Consider the following 18730-nt stretch of genomic DNA (forward strand, 5'->3'; position numbering starts at 1 on the left):
GGGTGTGCGGGGACGGCCGTCGCCGGGTTCGTTCACAGCTGGTGGCGGACGCCCGCCTCCTGCTGCGCCTCGGTGAGCTGTTCGCGCAGGTCGCCCTCGATGGACTCGCGGGCCTTGCCCCGGCGGAAGAGCGGCAGCACGGTGCGCTGCTTGGTGTCCTCGATGAGCAGTGCCAGTCCGCCGTAGAGCGCGAAGACGCCGATGGCCAGGCCGGTCCAGCCCGCCGCGAGCTGGAAGGCGTTGCCCAGCGCGGCCTCGTAGAGGCCCGTCAGGGCGAAGCGCGTCGCCGTCAGGGTGAGCAGCACGGCGAACAGGGGCTTGGACTGGACGGAGGCCCCGGCGAGGGCCAGCACGAACGGGACGAGCGCCAGCAGGAAGACGGCCTGGGCCGCCACCGGCTCGCCGGGCGGCGAGTCCAGCGACGTCACGCTCGTCCCGGCCCAGGCGGCGCTGAGCAGCAGCAGCGCCGTACCGGAGCCGGAGTCGCGGGCCAGGAAGGCGAAGATCCCGGCCACGAGCTGGAGCGGGACGACGAAGATGAGGACCAGGAGCAGCAGGACCTCGCTCTGCGCGGTCGGCACCCAGCCGAGTTGCAGGGAGGACAGGACCGTACTGCCGAGGCCGAGGGCGAAGAAGCCCAGCGGGAGGGGGCTGGCGATCGGACGCAGCATGATGCGCGTCACCGCGTCGGTCGTCAGCGGTTCGGAGGGGCCCTGGGGGCCGGAGTCGGGGGACACCGCGCAAGCGTACGAGGCGGGAGGCGGGACCGGTGGCCGGGAGGCACCACAGCCGCCTCCGTGAGCCGCCGCAGCCGCCCGGGACGCCCCCGTCTCTCAGGTCACAAGCACGGCTGGGCGACTTCTCGGGTCACAAACGGCTGAGCGGCCTCTCAGGTCACAAGCGGCTGAGGGAGGCCGCCGCGAACAGCACGTCGCGGATGGCCTCGCGGTCGCCCTCCTGGCCCGCCGCCGCTTCCACGGGGGAGATGTGGCCCGCGACGAGGCGGCAGAACTCCACCCCGTCCAGCGCCACGGTCGCCACCGCGCGCTCGGGCGAGCCGAGGGCGGCGGGTGAGTCCAGGGCGATGAACCAGTCGCCGCCGCCGAGCCCCTCGATCTCCAGATGGAGCGAGCGGCCCGGCGCCCCGGCCGTGACCAACTCCCTTGCAGGTCCGGCCAGTCCGGCGCTGCGACGCCCCGCGAGGGCGGCCGGGAGCAGCCGGGCCGCCAGGTCGATCATCCTGTACAGATGGGCGGCGGACGGGGCCTGGTACGGGTAGTCCACGGCGTCGGCGATGTCACCGCCGTGCACCCAGCACTCGAACGCCCGGTCCAGCAGGGCGTCCTGGAGCGGCAGGGCGAAGGACCCGTAGGAGACGGAGGCCTCGGCGACGTTCCGCCCGGCGAGGGACGCCGTACGGATCAGCTCGTGGCTCTGGTCCCGCCAGGGCTCGCGGACCGCGCGAGTGGCGGGCGGTCCGGTCGCCGACCAGTACGACTCGGTACGTTCGGTGGGGTCGAGCGGCGTGTTGCCGCCGCCCAGCGGGTCGTCGAGCCCGAGCGCGGCGGACAGCAGCCCGTCGACCGCCATCAGGTGGCCGATGACTCCGGCGACCGTCGTACGGCGGCTGACCGGGCGCTCCTCCTCGAACCACTGGAGCCGCACCGGCGCGTGCCATTCGGCGTCCCCGATGTCGCGCAGCAGGGCGTCCAGCCGGGCGGTCTCCGCGTCGTAGGGCGCGGCCCACTCGGGAATGGGGATCCGGGCCGGGCGGCGGGCCAGACAGCCGTCCATCACCCGGGTCCGCAGCGTCGGGTCGAGATCGAGAGACCCGCCGGTGTGCAGCAGCCCCACCGCGTCCCGCAGCCGCACGGCCTCGTCCGCACACGGGGCGCAGTCGGTCAGGTGGTCCTCGACGGCGGCGGTCTCCTCCGCCGAGCAGGCGGACAGCGCCCAGGCGCCGAGGAGCGCCTTGAGGACCTCGTGCGGAAGGACCGGCGCGGCGCTCACCCCGGACCGCCCGGGAAGCGCTGCGCCCTCCCGTACGCCGTCGTCCGGGACACCGTCGTCCTCTCGCGGAGCGTCCTCCGGAAGGCCGCCCTCCCGTACGCCGTCGTCGCTCCGCACGCCCTCGGCCCGTACGCCGTCGTCGGCCGCGGGCGCGGACTCACCGGCTGCGGGCGCGGACTCACCGGCTGCGGGCGCGGAGTCACCGGCACCGGGAGCTCTGGCCGGCTCGCCCGGACCGGCTTGTTCCGGTACGGCGTCCTCGGGCGCGGTCCCGTTGCCGGGCGGGGGCGGTGGCACCGAGTCCAGGTCCAGGTCGTCCACCGCCCAGCGCGGGCCCGGTATCCGGCGGGCGCCCCGGACCTCCTCGTCGCGGCCGTCGCTCTCGCGGCCGTCACCGGTCACCGGGCTCGTCCGTAACCGGGCGGCGTGGTCCCTTCGAGGGGGCGGACGTTGGCCGTGGAGAGCAGCTGGAGCCCCAGCCGCAGACGGCGACGGGCCTCGTCCTCGGTGACCCCGAGGTCGGCCGCGGTCTGGCGGTAGTCGCGGCGCTGGATGTACGCCAGTTCCAGGGCCTGGCGCAGCGGGGTGGGCATCGAGGAGACGATGTAGTCGGCGCGGGCGGCCGCCGTAGCGGTGCGCACCCGCCGCTCCAGCTCCTCGGGGTCGGGTGCTTCGCCGTCGCCGTGCTCCGCCGCGTAGGAGGAGGCCATCGCCCGGCGCAGCCGCCGTACGGACTGGAGGTGGGTGAGCCGGGCCACCCAGGAGCGCATGGAGCCCTGCTGGGGGTCGTACGCCTCGGGGTTCTCCCAGACCTGGGCGAACACCTCGCGGGTCACCAGGTCCGCCGCGTCCTCGTCGTCCAGCATCCGGTGGGCCTGGCTGTGGACGAGCGAGGCGAACCGGTCGTACAGCTCACCGAGTGCCGCCGCCTCGCCGCGTGCCAGCCTCTGCTGCATCCTGCGGTCCCAGCGCGGCGGTGTGTCCTTCGCCATGAAACCCACCCCCAGCCCCGGCCCTCTGCCCAGCTCCGTGGACCCGCTCCCCGCGGGGTCCCACCCGTGCGAGAAACGCGTAGATCCACCCTCGTGCCCTCGCTGACCGAATGTAGTCCGCCGGGCGGGCGGCGTACGCGCCTTTGCGTCAACTCCGCTGCCGCGGAGCGTGGCGCCCGACGGTAGTGCATTTCAGCCACCCATGCCTCCCCGACCCTTCTGATCTGCGAAAACGTGCCCGGTCTGATCATTTCCGCCGGAAACCGACTGTGCCCCGAAGGAGGTGTCGGTGTTTCATGGAGGTGCGGTTGGGCAGCCGCGAGGAGGAACGGAAACTTCCGCATCGCCGGGAGCCCCCGGAACGAGAGGTCCAGTCGCGTGACGCTGAAGGTGGACGAGACCGAGCAGGGCGACTGGACCGTCCTGCGCATACAGGGCGAACTCGACCTGGTGACGTCACCCGTCGTGCGCCAGTCCGTCCACGAGGCGGTCGCCGAGGGCCAGCACGACGTGGTGCTGGACCTGTCCGACGTCCTGTTCTGCGACTCCAGCGGGGTGGGTGTGCTGATCGCCTCGCGACGCCTGATGAAGTCTTGCGGCGGCCGACTGCGGCTGATCCTCCCGGCCCGCGGCGCCGAGGACGGCTCCCACGTCAACAAGGTGCTCGGAGCGCTCGGCGTACGCCGCCTGTTCGACGTGTACCCGGACGCGACATCGGCGACCGACGAACAGTGCCGCCCCCTGAGCGCCTGATGACACACGCACCGGCCCCCACCACGGGCCGGGTGATGCGAGGTTGTCACACACGATGCGCCGCGCGGTGACACGTGGGCGGCCTCGGGGACGTACGCTCCCCGCATGGACAGCGCAGAGTACGAGCGAAAGATCGCGCACCGCTTCGCCGCCTTCGACCAGGACGGCAGCGGTTACATCGACCGTGCCGATTTCAACGCCGCGGCCGCCCGTCTGCTCACCGAGTTCGGTACGACGGCTCGTTGTGACAAGGGTCAGGCGCTCTACAGCGGTGCCGAGGCCTTCTGGCAGGGCATGGCGGGGATCGCCGATGTGGACGGCGACCAGCGGGTCACCCGTGAGGAGTTCGTGGGCGGGGCGGTGAAGCGGCTCCGTGACAGCCCGGAGCGGTTCGCGGAGATCGCGCGGCCGTTCCTGCGGGCGGCCATCGCGGTCGCGGCGGCGGACGGCAGTGACGACGGCAGAGCGTCGGTGGCGGACGTGGAGCGGGCGCTGCGGGTCCTCGGGGCCGGGGACGAGGTCGCGGGCATCGCGGCGCAGAGCCTGGACACGGACCAGGACGGGACGATCGCCGAGAGCGATGTCGTGGCCGCGTTCTCCGTGTACTTCACCGTGATCGAGCCGGACAAGTAGACCGAGCCGGACACGTAGTCGGACACGTAGCCGGACAGCCGGGTTCTCCGGGCGTTACGGGGACGGCGCGCCGCCCCCGTAACGCGGCCCCGCCCCCGTGACGCCGTCGTGCCCGCCCCCCCCGTAACGCCGTCGTGCCCGCCTCCGTTGACGGCGCCCGCCGCCGTCACCCGGTGAACCGTTCCCGCAGCCGGTACTTGAGCACCTTGCGCAGTGTCTCGTTGCGGGGCAGGGCGTCCAGCAGTTCCAGCTGCTCGGGCACCTTGTGGACGGAGAGGCCCGCGCCGCGCAGGTGCGCGGAGAGTTCGGCCAGGGTCAGGGGCGGGGCTCCCGGGGGCTGTTCGACCACCGCGCAGACGCGTTCGCCGCGTTCGGCGTCGGGGAGTCCGATCACCGCCGCGTCGGCCACGCCGGGGTGGGTGTGGAGCAGGTCCTCGATCTCCCTGGCGGAGATGTTCTCGCCCTTGCGGATGATGACGTCCTTCAGCCGCCCGGTGAGCGTGAGGTGCCCGCTCTCCTGGAGCCGCCCCAGGTCCCCGGTGATCAGGAACCCCTCGGCGTCGAAGGCCGCCCCGGTGGCCGCCGGGTCCAGATAGCCCTGGCAGACGGCCTCCCCGCGCAGCCGTACCTCGCCCTCCACGCCGTACGGGAGCGGCTCGCCGTGCTCGTCGGTGATCCGGATCTCCATGCCCCTGGGCGGCCGCCCCTCGGTGAGGGCCAAGTGTTCGGCGGTGTCGTCCGGGTCGCCCATGGTGATCATCGGGACCTCGGTCATGCCGTAGCCGTGGGTCAGCTGGACGCCCATCTCCCGGACCACCGCGTGGTACAGCTCCGGCGGTCTGGGCGCGCCGCCGCCCGCCAGGAGGCGGAGGGAGGGGATGAGCGGGCTGCCCGGGTCCTTGCGCTGCTCGGCCAGGAACATCGCGTAGAACGCCGTCGAGCCGCCCGCCACGGTCACTCCGTGCCGCCGGTACTCCGCCAGCGCGTCCGGCAGCGCGAACTGCTCGAACAGCACCGCGGGGAACCCGTACAGCAGCAGCATCACCGTGTAGTCCGGCCCGGCGACATGGGCGTAGGGGAACGCCATCGAGCCCACGTCGTCCGGCGACAGCCTCAGCGCGTGGGCGAGGCAGGAGCCGCCCGCGATCAGGGAGCGGTCGGTGTGCCTGACGCCCTTGGGGTCGGAGGTGGTGCCCGAGGTCCAGTAGATCCAGCGGACCTCCTCGCCCGTCGGCGGTTCCGGCGGGGGCGGCAGGAGCGCCGGGTCCCCGTCGGGGAGGGTGTCGTACGCCTCGAAGACGCGCGGCGGGGCGGGGAGTCCGGCCGTGATCCGCCCGGCCATCGCCGTGTGGTCGAAGCCGCGCCAGGTGCCGGGCACGGCGAAGAACGCGGCCCCCGACGCGCGCAGCGCGAACCGCACCTCGCGGTCCCGGTAGAACGGGATGACCGGGCTCTGCACGGCCCCGAGCCGGGTCAGCGCGCAGGAGAGCAGGGCCGTCTCCAGCCGGGTCGGCAGCTGCCAGGCGACGACGGTCCCGGCCCGCACCCCCATCCCGTACAGCCCGGCGGCCACCCGTTCCGCGCGCTCCCGCAGCGCGCCGAAGGTCAGGGTGCGGTCCTCCTGGAGCAGTACCGGCCGGTCGGGGGTGAGGGCGGCGCGGGCCTCGATCAGTTCCCAGAAGGTGCGGGAGGCGCCCAGCGCGTGGGCGCGTGCGGTCACGTCGTTCACGGCGGTCACAGGGGTCCCTCCGAACTGACGGACAGTCAGATACTGCGGAGAGCGTAGGGCTCCGCGCCTTGTCGGTCCAGGGGTGCGGGGCTAGCCTGAGGGCCGCCACATATCTGACGGTCCATCAGAAAGTGCCTGGGTGCGGGAACCCCCCCGGGTGCGCCGGAGGGGACGACTCGCCATGACGGACACGGGCATGACGGACACGGGCACGACGGACGCGGGCGTGACGGGTACGGGCGTAGCGGGTACCGGCGCGACGGGCCGGGGCCCGACGGGTACGAGCGGGACGGAAGCGGGCGCGACGGGCCGGGAGCTGCCGCGGATCGTCAGCGTCGACGACCATGTGATCGAGCCCGCCCACCTCTTCTCCACCTGGCTCCCCGCGAAGTACCGCGAGCGCGGCCCGCAGCCGCTCACGGCGGGCATCGGGGAGCTGGCGTACACGGGCGGGAAGTACGTCATCACCATGGACCCGGACGGGCCGCCGGCCGACTGGTGGATCTACGAGGACCTCAAGTTCCCGTACAAGCGGAACATCGCCGCCGTCGGCTTCGACCGGGACGACATGACCCTGGAGGGCATCACCCGGGCCGAGATGCGGCCCGGCTGCTGGGACCCGGCCGAACGCCTCAAGGACATGGACCTCAACCATGTCGAGGCCTCGCTCTGCTTCCCGACCTTCCCGCGCTTCTGCGGGCAGACCTTCGCCGAGGCGCACGACAAGGAGGTCGCCCTCGCCTGCGTGCGCGCCTACAACGACTGGATGGTCGAGGAGTGGTGCGGCGACAGCGGCGGGCGGCTCATCCCGCTCTGCGTCATCCCGCTCTGGGACATCGGCCTCGCCGTCGCGGAGGTCCGGCGGAACGCGGCCCGGGGCGTCCGCGCGGTCACCTTCTCCGAGATCCCCACCCACCTCGGGCTCCCCTCCATCCACACCGGCTACTGGGACCCGTTCTTCGCCGTCTGCCAGGAGACCGGCACCGTCGTCAACATGCACATAGGGTCCAGCTCCCAGATGCCCGCCGCCTCCCCGGACGCGCCCCCGGCCGTGCAGGCCTCGCTCTCCTTCAACAACGCGATGGCCTCGATGATGGACTTCCTCTTCAGCGGGGTCCTGGTGCGGTTCCCGACGCTCAAACTGGCGTACAGCGAAGGCCAGATGGGCTGGATCCCCTACGCCCTGGAGCGCGCCGACGACGTGTGGGAGGAGCACCGGGCCTGGGGCGGGGTGCGCGGCCTGATCCCCGAACCGCCGTCCACGTACTACTACCGGCAGATGTACTGCTGCTTCTTCCGCGACAAGCACGGCATCTCCGCCCTCGACGTCGTCGGCCGCGACAACGCGACCTTCGAGACGGACTACCCGCACGTGGACTCGACCTTCCCGCACACCAAGGAGGTCGCCCTCGACCACGTCAGGGGGCTGGACGAGGAGACGGTCCACAAACTGATGCGCGGAAACGCGATCCGGATGCTCGGCCTGGACCTGGACCGCGACCGGGACCGGGACCGCGACCGGGACCAGGGCCGGTACCAGGGCCGGGACTTGGAGCGGGAGCGGGGCCAGGAATGGGGCCGGGGCCCGGAGCGGGACCGGTAGGCGGCGGGTTCGTGGATCTCGCGTACACGGAGGCGGAGGAGGAGTTCCGGGCGCGGCTGCGCCAGTGGCTGGCCGCCGTCCTCCCCACCCTGCCCCCGAAGCCCTCCCCGGACGACTGGCCCGGCCGCCGGGCGTACGACACCGCCTGGCAGCGGATGCTGTACGACGCCGGGTACGCGGGGCTGCACTGGCCCGTTGACGCGGGCGGGCAGGGCGCCACCCCGGCCCAGCACCTCATCTACCTGGAGGAGACCGAGAGGGCCGGAGCCCCCTATGTCGGGGCGAACTTCGTCGGGCTGCTGCACGCCGGGCCGACCATAGCCGCCGAGGGCACGGCCGGACAGCGCTCCCGCTGGCTGCCCCCGGTGCTGCGCGGCGACGAGATCTGGTGCCAGGGGTTCAGCGAGCCGGACGCGGGGTCCGACCTGGCCGCGCTGCGCACCCGGGCGGTGCGCGACGGCGACGACTACGTGGTCAGCGGCAGCAAGATCTGGACCTCGCACGCGGAGGTCGCCGACTGGTGCGAACTGCTGGTGCGGACCGACCCGGACGCGCCCAGGCACCGGGGGATCAGCTGGCTGGCGATGCCCATGGACACTCCCGGCGTCACCGTCCGGCCGCTGCGCACGCTCGCCGGGTCCACGGAGTTCGCGGAGGTGTTCCTCGACGAGGTCCGGGTGCCGGTGGACAACCGGGTCGGGGCCGAGAACGACGGCTGGCGGGTCACCATGGTCACCCTCTCCTTCGAACGCGGCACCGCCTTCGTCGGCGAGGTCGTCGCCTGCCGCCGCACCCTGGACGCGCTGGCCGCCGAGGCCCGCCGCAACGGGCGGTGGGACGACCCCGTGCTGCGGCGCGGACTGGGACGGCTCAACGCCGAACTGCGGGCCCTGTGGCGGCTCACCCAGGGAAACGTCGGCGAGTCCCAGCGCACCGGCGGGGTCCCCGGCGCCGGCGGCTCGGTCTTCAAGCTGCGCTACTCCGAGGTCCGCCAGGAGCTGTACGAGGCGGCGGCCGAGGTGCTGGGCGCGGACGCCTTCGACCTGGACCGTGCCTGGGTCCTGGACCGGCTCTCCGCCCTCTCGTACACCATCGCCGCGGGCACCTCCCAGATCCAGCGGAACATCGTCGCCGAGCGCGTCCTCGACCTGCCGAAGGGGCGCTGAGCGCCGTGGACCTCCAGCTCTCGGACGACCAGCGGGCCCTGCGCTCCGGGATGCGCGACCTGCTCGGGGCGGTGTGCGGCCCCGCGCGGCTGCGGACGGCGGTGGAGCGGGGCGGGACGGTGGACCGGGGGGTGTGGCGGGAGCTGGGCGCGGCCGGGTTCTTCGCGCTGCGGCTGCCGGAGGCGGCGGGCGGGGTGGGCCTCGGGCTGCCCGACGCGGTGCTGCTCTTCGAGGAGGCGGGCCGTGCGCTGCTGCCCGGACCCCTGGTCGCCACCCACCTCGCGGCGGGCCTGGTGGAGGGGGCGGCGGAGGGCGAGGCGGTGGTCACGGCCGTGGACGGGGAGCTGCCCGTGGCCCACCTGGGGGACGCGGACGGGGTGCTGACGGGCGGGGACGCGGAGGGAGCGCCGGCGGGGGATCCCCGTGTGCTCACCGGGGAGGCGCTGCGCGCCTTCGCGGCCGCCGCCCGGCCCGTACGGTCCATGGACCCGCTGACGCCGCTGCACCGGCCGGGGCGCGGACCCTTGGGACGTCTTGGACTCCCAGGGCCCTCCGAGCCTGCCAAGCCTCCAGGGCGCCCCGAGCCCCCCGGGCCCCCCGGGCTGTCCGGTCGGCTGCGCTACGAGGCCGCGTTGCTCACCGCCGCCGAACAGCTCGGCAGTTCCGCCCGGACCACCGAGACGGCCGTCCAGTACGCCCGGGAGCGCGAGCAGTTCGGGGCGCCCATCGGGTCGTTCCAGGCGGTCAAGCACCTCTGCGCCGACATGCTCGCCCGCACCGTACCGGCCCGCGCCGCCGTGTACGCGGCCGCGCTGACCGCCGACCCGGTGGAGATCGCGGCCGCGAAGCTGCTCGCCGACGACGCGGCCGTCCGCAACGCCCGCGACTGTCTCCAGATCCACGGCGGGACGGGGTTCACCTGGGAGGCAGATGTTCACCTCCACCTCAAACGGGCCTGGCTGCGCTCCGCCTCCTGGCTCACCCAAGCGGCGGCCGAGGAGCTGCTCGCCGCCGACCTGGGGACTCCGGGGCCGCTTCCCGGCAGCTCAGCGGCGTACGGCTGCGAAGGAACGGAAGCGGGGGGTGGAGGGTGACACAGCGCAGTCGGCCGGCGTCGATACCGGCTTGTGTCCTTTGCGTGATTCGTCACCGGGTGGAGTCGGGGCCCGGCTCGGGTACGCTCCGTGGGATGCGAGTGGTTCTGGAACCGGGCGATCCGGGGCTGGCCTGTGCGGCGGCTCCGGTCCGGGGCGAGGGCTCTTGCCGGAGATGCGCCGGGCCTGCCCGGGAAGCGATTCCCGCGGTCTCCGCGCGCTCCTGTTCGACTCCCCGCAGCGTGCGTCGCACAGTATGCACCACGCGTACTCCTTCGCGCTGGAATATGCCCGAAGCGCTTGTTGCGGTGACTGTACGTCAACCATGCTGTCGCGTAAGGGAATCACGTTCCGTGACCCTGAGGAGGCGCGAGGCGATGTGTCCGCCGGTTCGGATGGTGTGAGCGGTGCAGGTGCTTCAGGTTCAGCTGGAGGTCGGTCCGGATCCCGCAGAGGTGGGCCGGGCCCGTAGGTGGGCGCGGTCGCGTCTGCTCGGTTCCGGGATAGGGGATGACGAACCGCTCGCCGAGACGCTCATCCTGCTGATCTCGGAGCTGGTCACCAACGCGGTCGTCCACACGGGCTGCCCGGCCGTGCTGCGGATGCTGTTCGGCGGTGCCGGGGCGTCCGGCGCGGCCGGTACGGTCCGGGTGGAGGTCGCGGACGCCAGCGACCGCCCGCCGCTCCAGCGGCACGCGGACGGCGACGAGACGGGCGGGCGGGGCCTGGAGCTGGTGGACGGCCTCGCGGACCGCTGGGGCTGGCTGCCGGAGGGCGCCGGGAAGCAGATCTGGTGCGAGGTCGACCGGAGCGCGCCGCGCCTCCCGGAGCCGCCGACGGTGGTCGTCCAGGGCGGCGCCGAGGCGCGCGCGTCGACCTCCTGCGTCTTCACCCAGCTGTCCTGAGCGGCGCCCCGTGCTGAGGGGACGCCTGTCCTGAGCAGCGCCCCATGCTGAGGGGGCGCCTGTCCTGAGCGCGTGCGGCCTGTGCCGAGTGGCCACCAGTGCCGAGCGGCGGGCCGTGCTGAGTGCCTGCCCGTGACGAGTGGTCGGGGCGCGTGAGCGGACCGCTCACAGGAGGGCGACCGGGGCGACCGGGGAGCCGGTGGCCCCGGTGAACGGCTCCGGCGCGGCGGTGAGCAGGAAGGCGTGCCGCCCCGCGTCCGCGCAGGCGGTGGACAGCTCCTCCAGGTCCCAGTTCTGGCCCTGGAGCATGCCCATCTCCACCAGGTGCAGGGCGTGTACCGGCAGCCACAGGTCCTCGATCTCCGGCGGGAAGATCTCGAAGGTCAGGGTGTCGTTGGCGACGGCCGCCACGTCCCGGGCATGGAACCACTCGGGCGTCCGGACGGAGAGCCCCGGAGACGGATGGCCGTAGCCGTGCCGGTCCCCGGCCCGTGCTAGGCGGATCTGCCCGGTCCGTACGAGCACGATGTCCCCGGCCCGTACGCGTACGCCCCCGAACTCCTCGGCCGCCGCCAGGTCCTCCGGGGTGACCGCGTGGTCGCCCGGCAGCCGGTCCACCCCCCGGGCGCGGGCGACGTCCAGCAGCACGCCGCGGGAGACCAGGGCGCCCGTGGTCGCGATGGAGGAGAACCGCGCGCCGGCGTGCGCCGTGATCGTGTCCGCCGGGCGGCCGTTGTAGATCCTCCCGCCGTGCGAGGCGTGCGGCAGGGCGTCCCAGTGGGTGGCCGCCTGAAGGCCCATGGTGACGACGTCGTCGCTGGTGGCGACCGTACCGGGGCCGAAGATCTCCTGGTTGATCTGGACCATGGTGTGCAGCGGGTTGACGCGGCCCGGAATCCTCCCGCTCTGCACCCCGTCCTGCCGGAGCGGCAGCGCGAGCGGTATCCGGCGGCCGGTGCGGACGGTGGCCACGGCCTCCCGTACGACGGCGTCGGTGATCAGGTTGAGCGTCCCCCGTTCGTCGTCGGCCCCCCAACGGCCCCAGTTGTTCACGCGCTTCGCGATCTCGTGGAACGCGGCGGGCAGGGACATGGGGGCCTCCTGGGTCTTGTGCCGGGGCGTCCGGCTGCCCGTAAAATCTAACGGTCCGTCAGAAAACGCGGGAAGGGGCCGGGCATGGGGAACTTCTTGGCAGGCCGGGTGGTCGCCGTGACGGGGGCGGGCCGGGGGATCGGCAGGGCGGTCGCGCTCGCCGCCGCGGCCCAGGGGGCGCGGGTCGTCGTCAACGACTACGGCGTCTCCGTGGCGGGCTCCGAGCCGACCAGCGAGGTCGCCCGGTCCGTGGCCGAGGAGATCCGGTCCGCGGGCGGCGAGGCGGTCGCGGTGGCCGACGACATCTCCACGATGGCGGGCGGGCAGCGGATCGTCGACACGGCACTGGCGGAGTACGGGCGGCTCGACGGGGTCGTGTGCGTGGCCGGGATCCTGCGCGAGCGGATGCTCTTCAACATGTCCGAGGAGGAGTGGGACCCGGTCCTCGCGACGCATCTGAAGGGCACCTTCACGGTCTTCCGCGCCGCGTCGGCGGTGATGCGCGAGCAGGAGGGCGGGGGCACGCTGATCGGCTTCACCAGCGGCAACCACCAGGGCAGCGTCTCCCAGGCCAACTACAGCGCGGCCAAGGGCGGAATCATCTCGCTGGTCCGCAGCGCGGCGCTGGGCCTGCACCGTTACGGGGTCACGGCCAACGCGGTCGCGCCCGTCGCGCGGACCCGGATGTCGGCCGGGGTCCCCATGGAGCTGACGGAGACCGGCGAGCCGGAGGACGTGGCGGCGCTCGTCGTCTACCTGCTCGGGGACCGCGCGCGGGCGGAGGGGATCACCGGCCAGGTGTACACGATCGCGGGCCCCAAGATCGCCGTCTGGGCCCAGCCGAGGGAGCTGCGGGCGGCGTACGGGGAGGGCCCCTGGACCCCGGAGCGGATCGCGGACTTCCTGCCCGGGACGGTGGGCGCCGACCCGATGCCGATGCTGGCGCGCCTGGAGGAGATGGCGGCGGCGGCGAAGGCGGGAACCCGCCCGAACGCCTCGGACTCGCCGGGCCCTTCGGACCCGCCGGGCTCTTCGGGCTCGCCGGGCCCTCCGGACTCGCCGGGCTCTCCCGGCACATCCGGCACCCCCGGTGTGCCGAGCCCTCTCAGTACCCCGAACGATCCCCGTACCCCCGGCCCTTCCGGCGCCCCTGGCACCCCCGACGACCTCAGCACCCCGAAAGCCCGTACCGCGTCGACCACTCCCACCACTCCCACCACCCCCACCACCCCCACCATCTCCGGCGGTTGAGGGCCGGGGCACGGACGACAGGAGGCACCCGTGGACTTCGGTTTCACGCCCGAGGACGAGGAGTTCCGCGCCGAGGCCCGGGTCTGGCTGGCGGACCGCCTCGCCGCGACGGACCCCGTTCCCGAAACCCGCGCCTGGGAACGCGAGTTGGGGCGGGGTGGCTGGATCGGGCTCGGCTGGCCCGGGGCGGACGGCGAGAGCTACGGCAACCGTCGCGCCACCCTCACCCAACAGGTGCTCTGGGCCGAGGAGTACGCCCGCTCCGCCGCCCCCGCCCGCGCCGGGCACATCGGGGAGAACCTGCTCGCCCCGACTCTCATCGCGTACGGCACGGAGGAGCAGAAACGCCGCCATCTGCCGTCCGTCGCCCGGGGCGAGACGCTGTGGTGCCAGGGGTACAGCGAACCGGGCGCGGGCTCCGACCTCGCCGGGATCCGGACCAGGGCCACCCCGGACGGCACCGGCGGGTACGCGGTGAGCGGGCAGAAGATCTGGACCTCGCTCGCGCGGGACGCCGACTGGTGCTTCGTGCTGGCCCGCACCGAGCCGGGCTCCACCCGCCACCGCGGCCTGTCCTTCCTCCTGGTCGACATGGACCAGCCGGGCAGGATCGAGGTCCGGCCGATCAGACAGCTGACCGGGACCAGCGAGTTCAACGAGGTCTTCTTCGACGGGGCCCGCGCCACTGAACCCGTCGGCGGCGCGGGCAACGGCTGGCGGGTCGCCATGGGGCTGCTCGCCAGGGAGCGGGGGGTCTCCACCCTCGCCCAACAGGTGGGATTCGCGGCGGAGCTGGACGCGGTGATCGCCGCCGCCGAGGCGAGCGGGGCCGCCGGGGACCCGGTCGTCCGAGCCCGGATCGTACGGCAGTGGGCGGAGCTGGACACGATGCGCCGCCACGCCCTGCGCACCCTCGGCGCCACCGGCGACCCGGGCGCCCCCAGCGTGGCGAAGCTGCTGTGGGGCGGCTGGCACCGGCGGCTCGGGGAGCTGGCGATGGAGGCGGGCGGCGCGGCGGGGGCGGTCGGACCGCGTCCCTGGTCACCGTCGCACTCGTACGAACTGACCGAAGCGCAGCGGCTGTTCCTCTTCAGCCGGGCCGACACCATCTACGGCGGCTCCGACGAGATCCAGCGGAACATCATCGCCGAGCGGGTGCTCGGCCTACCGAGGGAGCCGGGATGAGGGGCGTCGTCTTCGACGGCACACGGACCGAGGTCGTGGACGACCTGGAGATACGCCGGCCGGGCCCTGGTGAGGTGCTGGTGGCGGTGGCCGCCGCCGGTCTCTGCCACAGCGACCTGTCGGTGGTGGACGGCACGATCCCCTTCCCGGTCCCCGTGGTGCTCGGCCACGAGGGTGCGGGCGTGGTGGAGGCGGTCGGACCGGGCGTCGGACACGTACGGCCGGGGGATCACGTGGCGCTGTCCACCCTCGCCAACTGCGGGGCCTGCGCCCAGTGCGACCGGGGCAGGCCTACGATGTGCCGGAGGGCCATCGGGCGTCCGGGGCGGCCGTTCTCGCGGGGCGGTGAGCCGCTGTTCCAGTTCGCCTCCAACTCGGCCTTCGCGGAACGTACGGTGGTGCGCGCCGTCCAGGCCGTGAAGATCCCCGCCGACCTGCCCCTCACCTCCGCCGCCCTGATCGGCTGCGGGGTGCTGACCGGTGTCGGGGCCGTCCTGAACCGGGCCAGGGTCGACCGGGGCGACAGCGTCGTGGTCATCGGCACCGGCGGCGTCGGCCTCAACGTGCTCCAGGGGGCCCGGCTGGCGGGTGCGCTGACCGTCGTCGCCGTCGACAGCAACCCGGCGAAGGAGGCGGCGGCCCGGCGGTTCGGCGCCACGCACTTCCTGACCTCAGCCGAGGGCGTCCGCGGCATCCTGCCCGACGGTGCCGACCACGCCTTCGAGTGCGTCGGCCGCACCGAGCTGATCCGGCAGGCGATCGACCTGCTCGACCGGCATGGCCAGGCGGTGCTGCTGGGCGTCCCGGCGGCGAGCGCCGAGGCGTCGTTCCTGGTCTCCTCGATGTACCTGGACAAGTCGATCCTGGGCTGCCGCTACGGCTCCGCACGGCCGCAGCGCGACATCGCCCTCTACGCGGACCTCTACCGGGAGGGCCGCCTGCTGCTGGACGAACTGGTCACGAGGACCTACCCGGTGGAGGACTTCGCCAAGGCGGCCGACGACGCGCACCACGGGCGGGTGGCCCGGGGGGTGCTGGTGTTCTGACCCGGCCCACGGCCGACGCCGGCCCGGGGGTGCGGCCGTCCGGTCCACCGTCGGCCTCAGCGCGCGTCGAAGATCAGGTCGAGCTGGGCGTCCAGCGCCGCCACCGCGTCCCGCTCCGTGTACTGCCGCGACAACAGGTGGATGCCGAGGCCGTCCACGAGCGCCAGCAGACCGGTCGCCGCGCGGTCGGGGTCGACGCCCTTCGTCCCGGCCGCGCGCAGCTGTTCCGCGATGAACCCGCGCATCCTCCCGGCGTCCTCGCGGACACCCGCCTGGATCGCCGGTTTCACCGCGGCGTACGCGAGGAACGCGAGCCCGACGTGACCCTCCAGGCGGCGGGTGTCGTCGAGCGGCAGGATCTGGAGCAGCAGGGCCCGGACCAGGTCGCGGGGTGCGTCCGGCGCCTCCGCCGTCTCGCAGCGGGCCCGGATCCGGTCCTCGACCATGGTGAAGGCGAACGTCATCATCTCGTCCTTCGTGCGGAAGTAGTGCTGCACCATCCCGGTCGAGACGCCGGCCTCGGCCGCCACGTGGCGCAGGCTCACCCCGTCGAGTCCCTGGGTGGCGGCGAGCCGCATCAGGGCGTCGGCGAGCAGTTCCCGGCGGGCGCGGTGGTCGACCTTACGAGGCATGGGCCCCACTTTACATTGCACCCGTATTGTGTTCACCTTTTCATTGCAGTCGTATGGCAAAAGGTGGCCGGTCGCGGCCGACGCGGTCGGCCCGGAGGCCGGAGGAGGAGGTGGCAGGGGTGAACGTGCTCCAGCTGACGGAGATCGGGGCCGGGCGGCGCGACCTGGTGGGCGGCAAGGCCGCCGGTCTCGCCGAACTGATCCGCCTCGGCGAGCGGGTGCCGGACGGCTTCTGCGTGACGACCGAGGCGTACGCGAGAGGAGAGGTGCCGCGCGGCGAGGTGCTGGCGGCGTACGAACGCCTCGGCGGCGGACCCGTCGCCGTCCGCTCCAGCGCCACCGCCGAGGACCTGCCCGACGCGAGCTTCGCCGGTCAGCAGGACACCTGCTTGGGCGTCACGGGCGACGAGGCGCTGATCGGAGCCGTCGAGGCGTGCTGGGCCTCGCTGCACACCGAGCGCGCGACCGTCTACCGCGAGGCCCACGGCGTCCCGCACGAGGGTGTGCGGATGGCGGTGATCGTCCAGCGCATGGTGGACGCCGAGGTCGCGGGGGTGCTGTTCACGGCCGACCCGCTGACCGGGACGCGCGGCGTGTGCGTGGTCGACGCCGCGCCGGGGCTGGGGACCGCGGTCGTCGACGGTGCGGCGGCCGTGGACCACTACGTGCTCGACGGGCGGGGGGAGGGGGCGGACGGCTGCCTCACTCCGGCCCGTCTGAAGGAGCTGCGCGCGACCGGTGAGCGCCTCAGGGCCGCGCTCGCCGCACAGGAGCCCGCCCACGGGCACGAGCACGGTCCGGTGCGGAGCCCGGGGCACGGGCGGGCCCGGAGGGACGGGCCCGAGCAGGACATCGAGTGGGCCTACGACCGTGACGGGACGCTGTGGCTGTTGCAGGCCCGCCCGATCACGACGCTCTTCCCCGCGCCGCCGCCGACCGACAAGCCCGGCCCCCGGTTGTACGTCGAGTTCGGCCACGTGCAGGGCATGCTGCGGCCCGCCACCCCGATGGGCATGTCGACGCTGAAGTCGATGCTGGCGGGGATGCTCGCGGCCTTCGGCCTCACGGTCGAGATCGTCGACATCGGCGGACGGCTGTACGGCGATCTGACCGACGCGCTGCGCGACCCCTCGACCCGGCGGCGGCTCGTCCGGCTGATGGCGGTCGACTTCGGGCCGCGAGCCCAGAAGGTGGTCGAACACCTGCTGGAGGACCCGAGGTTCGCCCCACGTAAAGCCCCTCGTCAGCGCGGCGCCGCCACGCTGAGGACCGGACTCCGGGCGTCCGTCGGCATTCTCGGCGCGCTGGCCCGGCCGGAGCGGGCCCGCGAGCGGGTCTACGGGGAGCTCCGGCGCCTCCGCGAGGAGCCGGTGACCGATCCGGCCACCACGGCCGAACTGCTGGACCTGGTCGAGCGGGACGCGGAGCCCGGCTCGCCCACCGGCGCGCTCGTCTGGCCCGTCGTCAGCGGACTCGCCGTGGCCGCCGCCCTGCCGCCGCTCCTCAGGGGCGTCGCGAGTGAGGACGAGATCCGCACGGTGCTCGGCGGCATGCCGTACAACGTGACCATCGAGATGGACCTCGCCCTGTGGGAGGTGGCCCGGCGGGCGGAGCCGTACCGCACGATGCTGCTCGGCACTCCGCCGACCGAGCTCGCCCGCGCCCAACTCGCTGGCGAACTTCCCGACTTCGGCCTCGACGGATTCCTCCGCAACTACGGCGTACGGTCGGCCGCGGAGATCGACGTCGGCGTGGAGCGCTGGGCGGAGGACCCGGCTCCGGTGTTCGCGGCACTGGCCAACTGCCTGCGGGTCACCGACCCGCGGCAGGCTCCCGACCGCCGCTTCGGCCGCGCGGCGGAGCGCGCCGAGGCGATGGCCGCCGAACTCGCCGGGCGGGCACGGCGGGAGAGGTCCCCGCGCGGGCGCCTCGCGGGATTCTTCCTGCGCAGGACGCGGGAGCTGTCCGGGCTGCGCGAGGCGGGCAAGTTCGCCGGGCTGTACGCGCTGCGCGACCGTCGCCGCCGCCTGCTCCTGATCGGTGCGGAACTCCACGCGCGGGGGCTGCTCGCCGCCGCCGGCGATGTCATGTTCCTCCACCTGGACGAGGTGCGGGCGTCGGTGGAGACCGGGGCGGACCCGCGGGCCGTGGTCACCTCCCGGCGCGCGGTGTACGAGCGCGAACTGCGCCGCCGTACCGTCCCGGTGGCCCTGCTCTCGGACGGTACGGACGTCGAGACGCTGCTGCCCGCACCCGTGCCCGACGACCGGACGCTCACCGGCATGGGGGCGGCGTCCGGCCGGGTCACCGGTCGCGCCCGGGTGGTGCTCGACCCCGCCGACGCGACCGTCGAACCCGGGGACATCCTCGTCGCTCCGACCACCGACCCCGGCTGGACCCCGCTGTTCCTCACCGCGGGCGGCCTCGTCACGGAGACCGGCGCGGTGATGGCCCACGGGCCCACGGTGGCCCGGGAGTACGGCATCCCGGCCGTCATCTGCGTACCGGCCGCCACCGCGCGCATCCGGGACGGCCAACGGATCACCGTCGACGGGGCGACGGGCACGGTGACGCTGGACGTCTGAGCCCGGGACGGCCACCGGGCGGGTCCGGGAGCCGCGTCCCGCCCGGGTGGTCGC

Annotated in this window: 15 protein-coding genes and 1 pseudogene; 10 read left to right on the top strand and 6 right to left on the bottom strand. The window is 73.8% G+C overall.

Annotated features, from left to right (window positions below):
* Nucleotides 1-32 precede the first annotated feature (32 nt).
* The 3 genes from ACIRRU_RS05200 to ACIRRU_RS05210 all read right to left on the bottom strand — a co-directional run bounded on the left by ACIRRU_RS05200 (nt 33) and on the right by ACIRRU_RS05210 (nt 3002).
* Complete coding sequence (locus ACIRRU_RS05200) at nt 33-737, bottom strand: GPR1/FUN34/YaaH family transporter (protein WP_363200404.1); 705 nt, start codon at nt 735-737, stop codon at nt 33-35.
* Nucleotides 738-894: 157 nt separating this feature from the next.
* Complete coding sequence (locus tag ACIRRU_RS05205) at nt 895-2412, bottom strand: zf-HC2 domain-containing protein (protein ID WP_403676342.1); 1518 nt, start codon at nt 2410-2412, stop codon at nt 895-897.
* Nucleotides 2409-3002: an RNA polymerase sigma factor gene (locus tag ACIRRU_RS05210; protein ID WP_403676344.1), complete on the bottom strand. Its 594-nt coding sequence runs from the start codon at nt 3000-3002 to the stop codon at nt 2409-2411. Before ACIRRU_RS05210 ends, ACIRRU_RS05205 begins: the two co-directional genes overlap by 4 nt.
* Before the next feature lie 378 nt (nt 3003-3380).
* Here ACIRRU_RS05210 and ACIRRU_RS05215 point away from each other — a divergent pair, with 378 nt between their 5' ends.
* Nucleotides 3381-3755 (top strand): STAS domain-containing protein, encoded by a 375-nt coding sequence (locus ACIRRU_RS05215; RefSeq protein ID WP_363200407.1) that lies wholly within the window; start codon nt 3381-3383, stop codon nt 3753-3755.
* A gap of 105 nt (nt 3756-3860) precedes the next feature.
* Nucleotides 3861-4388: an EF-hand domain-containing protein gene (locus ACIRRU_RS05220; protein ID WP_403676347.1), complete on the top strand. Its 528-nt coding sequence runs from the start codon at nt 3861-3863 to the stop codon at nt 4386-4388.
* A gap of 166 nt (nt 4389-4554) precedes the next feature.
* On the opposite strand, the gene ACIRRU_RS05225 is transcribed toward ACIRRU_RS05220, so the two are convergent.
* Complete coding sequence (locus tag ACIRRU_RS05225) at nt 4555-6126, bottom strand: class I adenylate-forming enzyme family protein (protein ID WP_403676350.1); 1572 nt, start codon at nt 6124-6126, stop codon at nt 4555-4557.
* 172 nt (nt 6127-6298) lie between these two features.
* Between ACIRRU_RS05225 and ACIRRU_RS05230 the strand changes: the two genes are divergently transcribed.
* The 4 genes from ACIRRU_RS05230 (at nt 6299) to ACIRRU_RS05245 (ending at nt 10885) form a co-directional block, all read left to right on the top strand.
* A complete protein-coding gene (locus ACIRRU_RS05230; protein ID WP_403676352.1) occupies nt 6299-7720 on the top strand; it encodes an amidohydrolase family protein in 1422 nt (473 codons plus the stop codon).
* A gap of 11 nt (nt 7721-7731) precedes the next feature.
* Nucleotides 7732-8886 (top strand): acyl-CoA dehydrogenase, encoded by a 1155-nt coding sequence (locus ACIRRU_RS05235; protein WP_403676355.1) that lies wholly within the window; start codon nt 7732-7734, stop codon nt 8884-8886.
* Between the two features lie 5 nt (nt 8887-8891).
* The gene (locus tag ACIRRU_RS05240; RefSeq protein WP_403676358.1) at nt 8892-9980 is read left to right on the top strand and encodes an acyl-CoA dehydrogenase family protein; all 1089 of its coding nucleotides are present in this window, start codon (nt 8892-8894) and stop codon (nt 9978-9980) included.
* Nucleotides 9981-10387: 407 nt separating this feature from the next.
* Nucleotides 10388-10885, top strand: a complete 498-nt coding sequence (locus ACIRRU_RS05245) for an ATP-binding protein (protein WP_403676359.1) — start codon at nt 10388-10390, stop codon at nt 10883-10885.
* Nucleotides 10886-11050: 165 nt separating this feature from the next.
* On the opposite strand, the gene ACIRRU_RS05250 is transcribed toward ACIRRU_RS05245, so the two are convergent.
* Nucleotides 11051-11977, bottom strand: a complete 927-nt coding sequence (locus ACIRRU_RS05250; protein WP_403676362.1) for a cyclase family protein — start codon at nt 11975-11977, stop codon at nt 11051-11053.
* An 84-nt stretch (nt 11978-12061) separates the two neighbouring features.
* Here ACIRRU_RS05250 and ACIRRU_RS05255 point away from each other — a divergent pair.
* The 3 genes and pseudogenes from ACIRRU_RS05255 to ACIRRU_RS05265 all read left to right on the top strand — a co-directional run.
* Nucleotides 12062-12985: pseudogene (locus tag ACIRRU_RS05255) on the top strand (SDR family oxidoreductase); the annotation flags it as partial.
* Between the two features lie 273 nt (nt 12986-13258).
* The gene (locus tag ACIRRU_RS05260) at nt 13259-14413 is read left to right on the top strand and encodes an acyl-CoA dehydrogenase family protein (RefSeq protein ID WP_403676363.1); all 1155 of its coding nucleotides are present in this window, start codon (nt 13259-13261) and stop codon (nt 14411-14413) included.
* Complete coding sequence (locus ACIRRU_RS05265) at nt 14410-15459, top strand: Zn-dependent alcohol dehydrogenase (RefSeq protein ID WP_403676366.1); 1050 nt, start codon at nt 14410-14412, stop codon at nt 15457-15459. The genes ACIRRU_RS05260 and ACIRRU_RS05265 overlap by 4 nt, the downstream gene beginning before the upstream one ends.
* 56 nt (nt 15460-15515) lie before the next feature.
* Here the strand turns inward: ACIRRU_RS05265 and ACIRRU_RS05270 are convergent, their stop codons facing one another.
* A complete protein-coding gene (locus tag ACIRRU_RS05270) occupies nt 15516-16091 on the bottom strand; it encodes a TetR family transcriptional regulator C-terminal domain-containing protein (RefSeq protein WP_363200411.1) in 576 nt (191 codons plus the stop codon).
* A gap of 119 nt (nt 16092-16210) precedes the next feature.
* Between ACIRRU_RS05270 and ACIRRU_RS05275 the strand changes: the two genes are divergently transcribed.
* The gene (locus ACIRRU_RS05275; protein WP_403676369.1) at nt 16211-18676 is read left to right on the top strand and encodes a PEP/pyruvate-binding domain-containing protein; all 2466 of its coding nucleotides are present in this window, start codon (nt 16211-16213) and stop codon (nt 18674-18676) included.
* Nucleotides 18677-18730: the final 54 nt, after the last annotated feature.

The sequence above is a fragment of the Streptomyces sp. NPDC101181 genome (genome assembly GCF_044767975.1).
GTDB lineage: Bacteria > Actinomycetota > Actinomycetes > Streptomycetales > Streptomycetaceae > Streptomyces.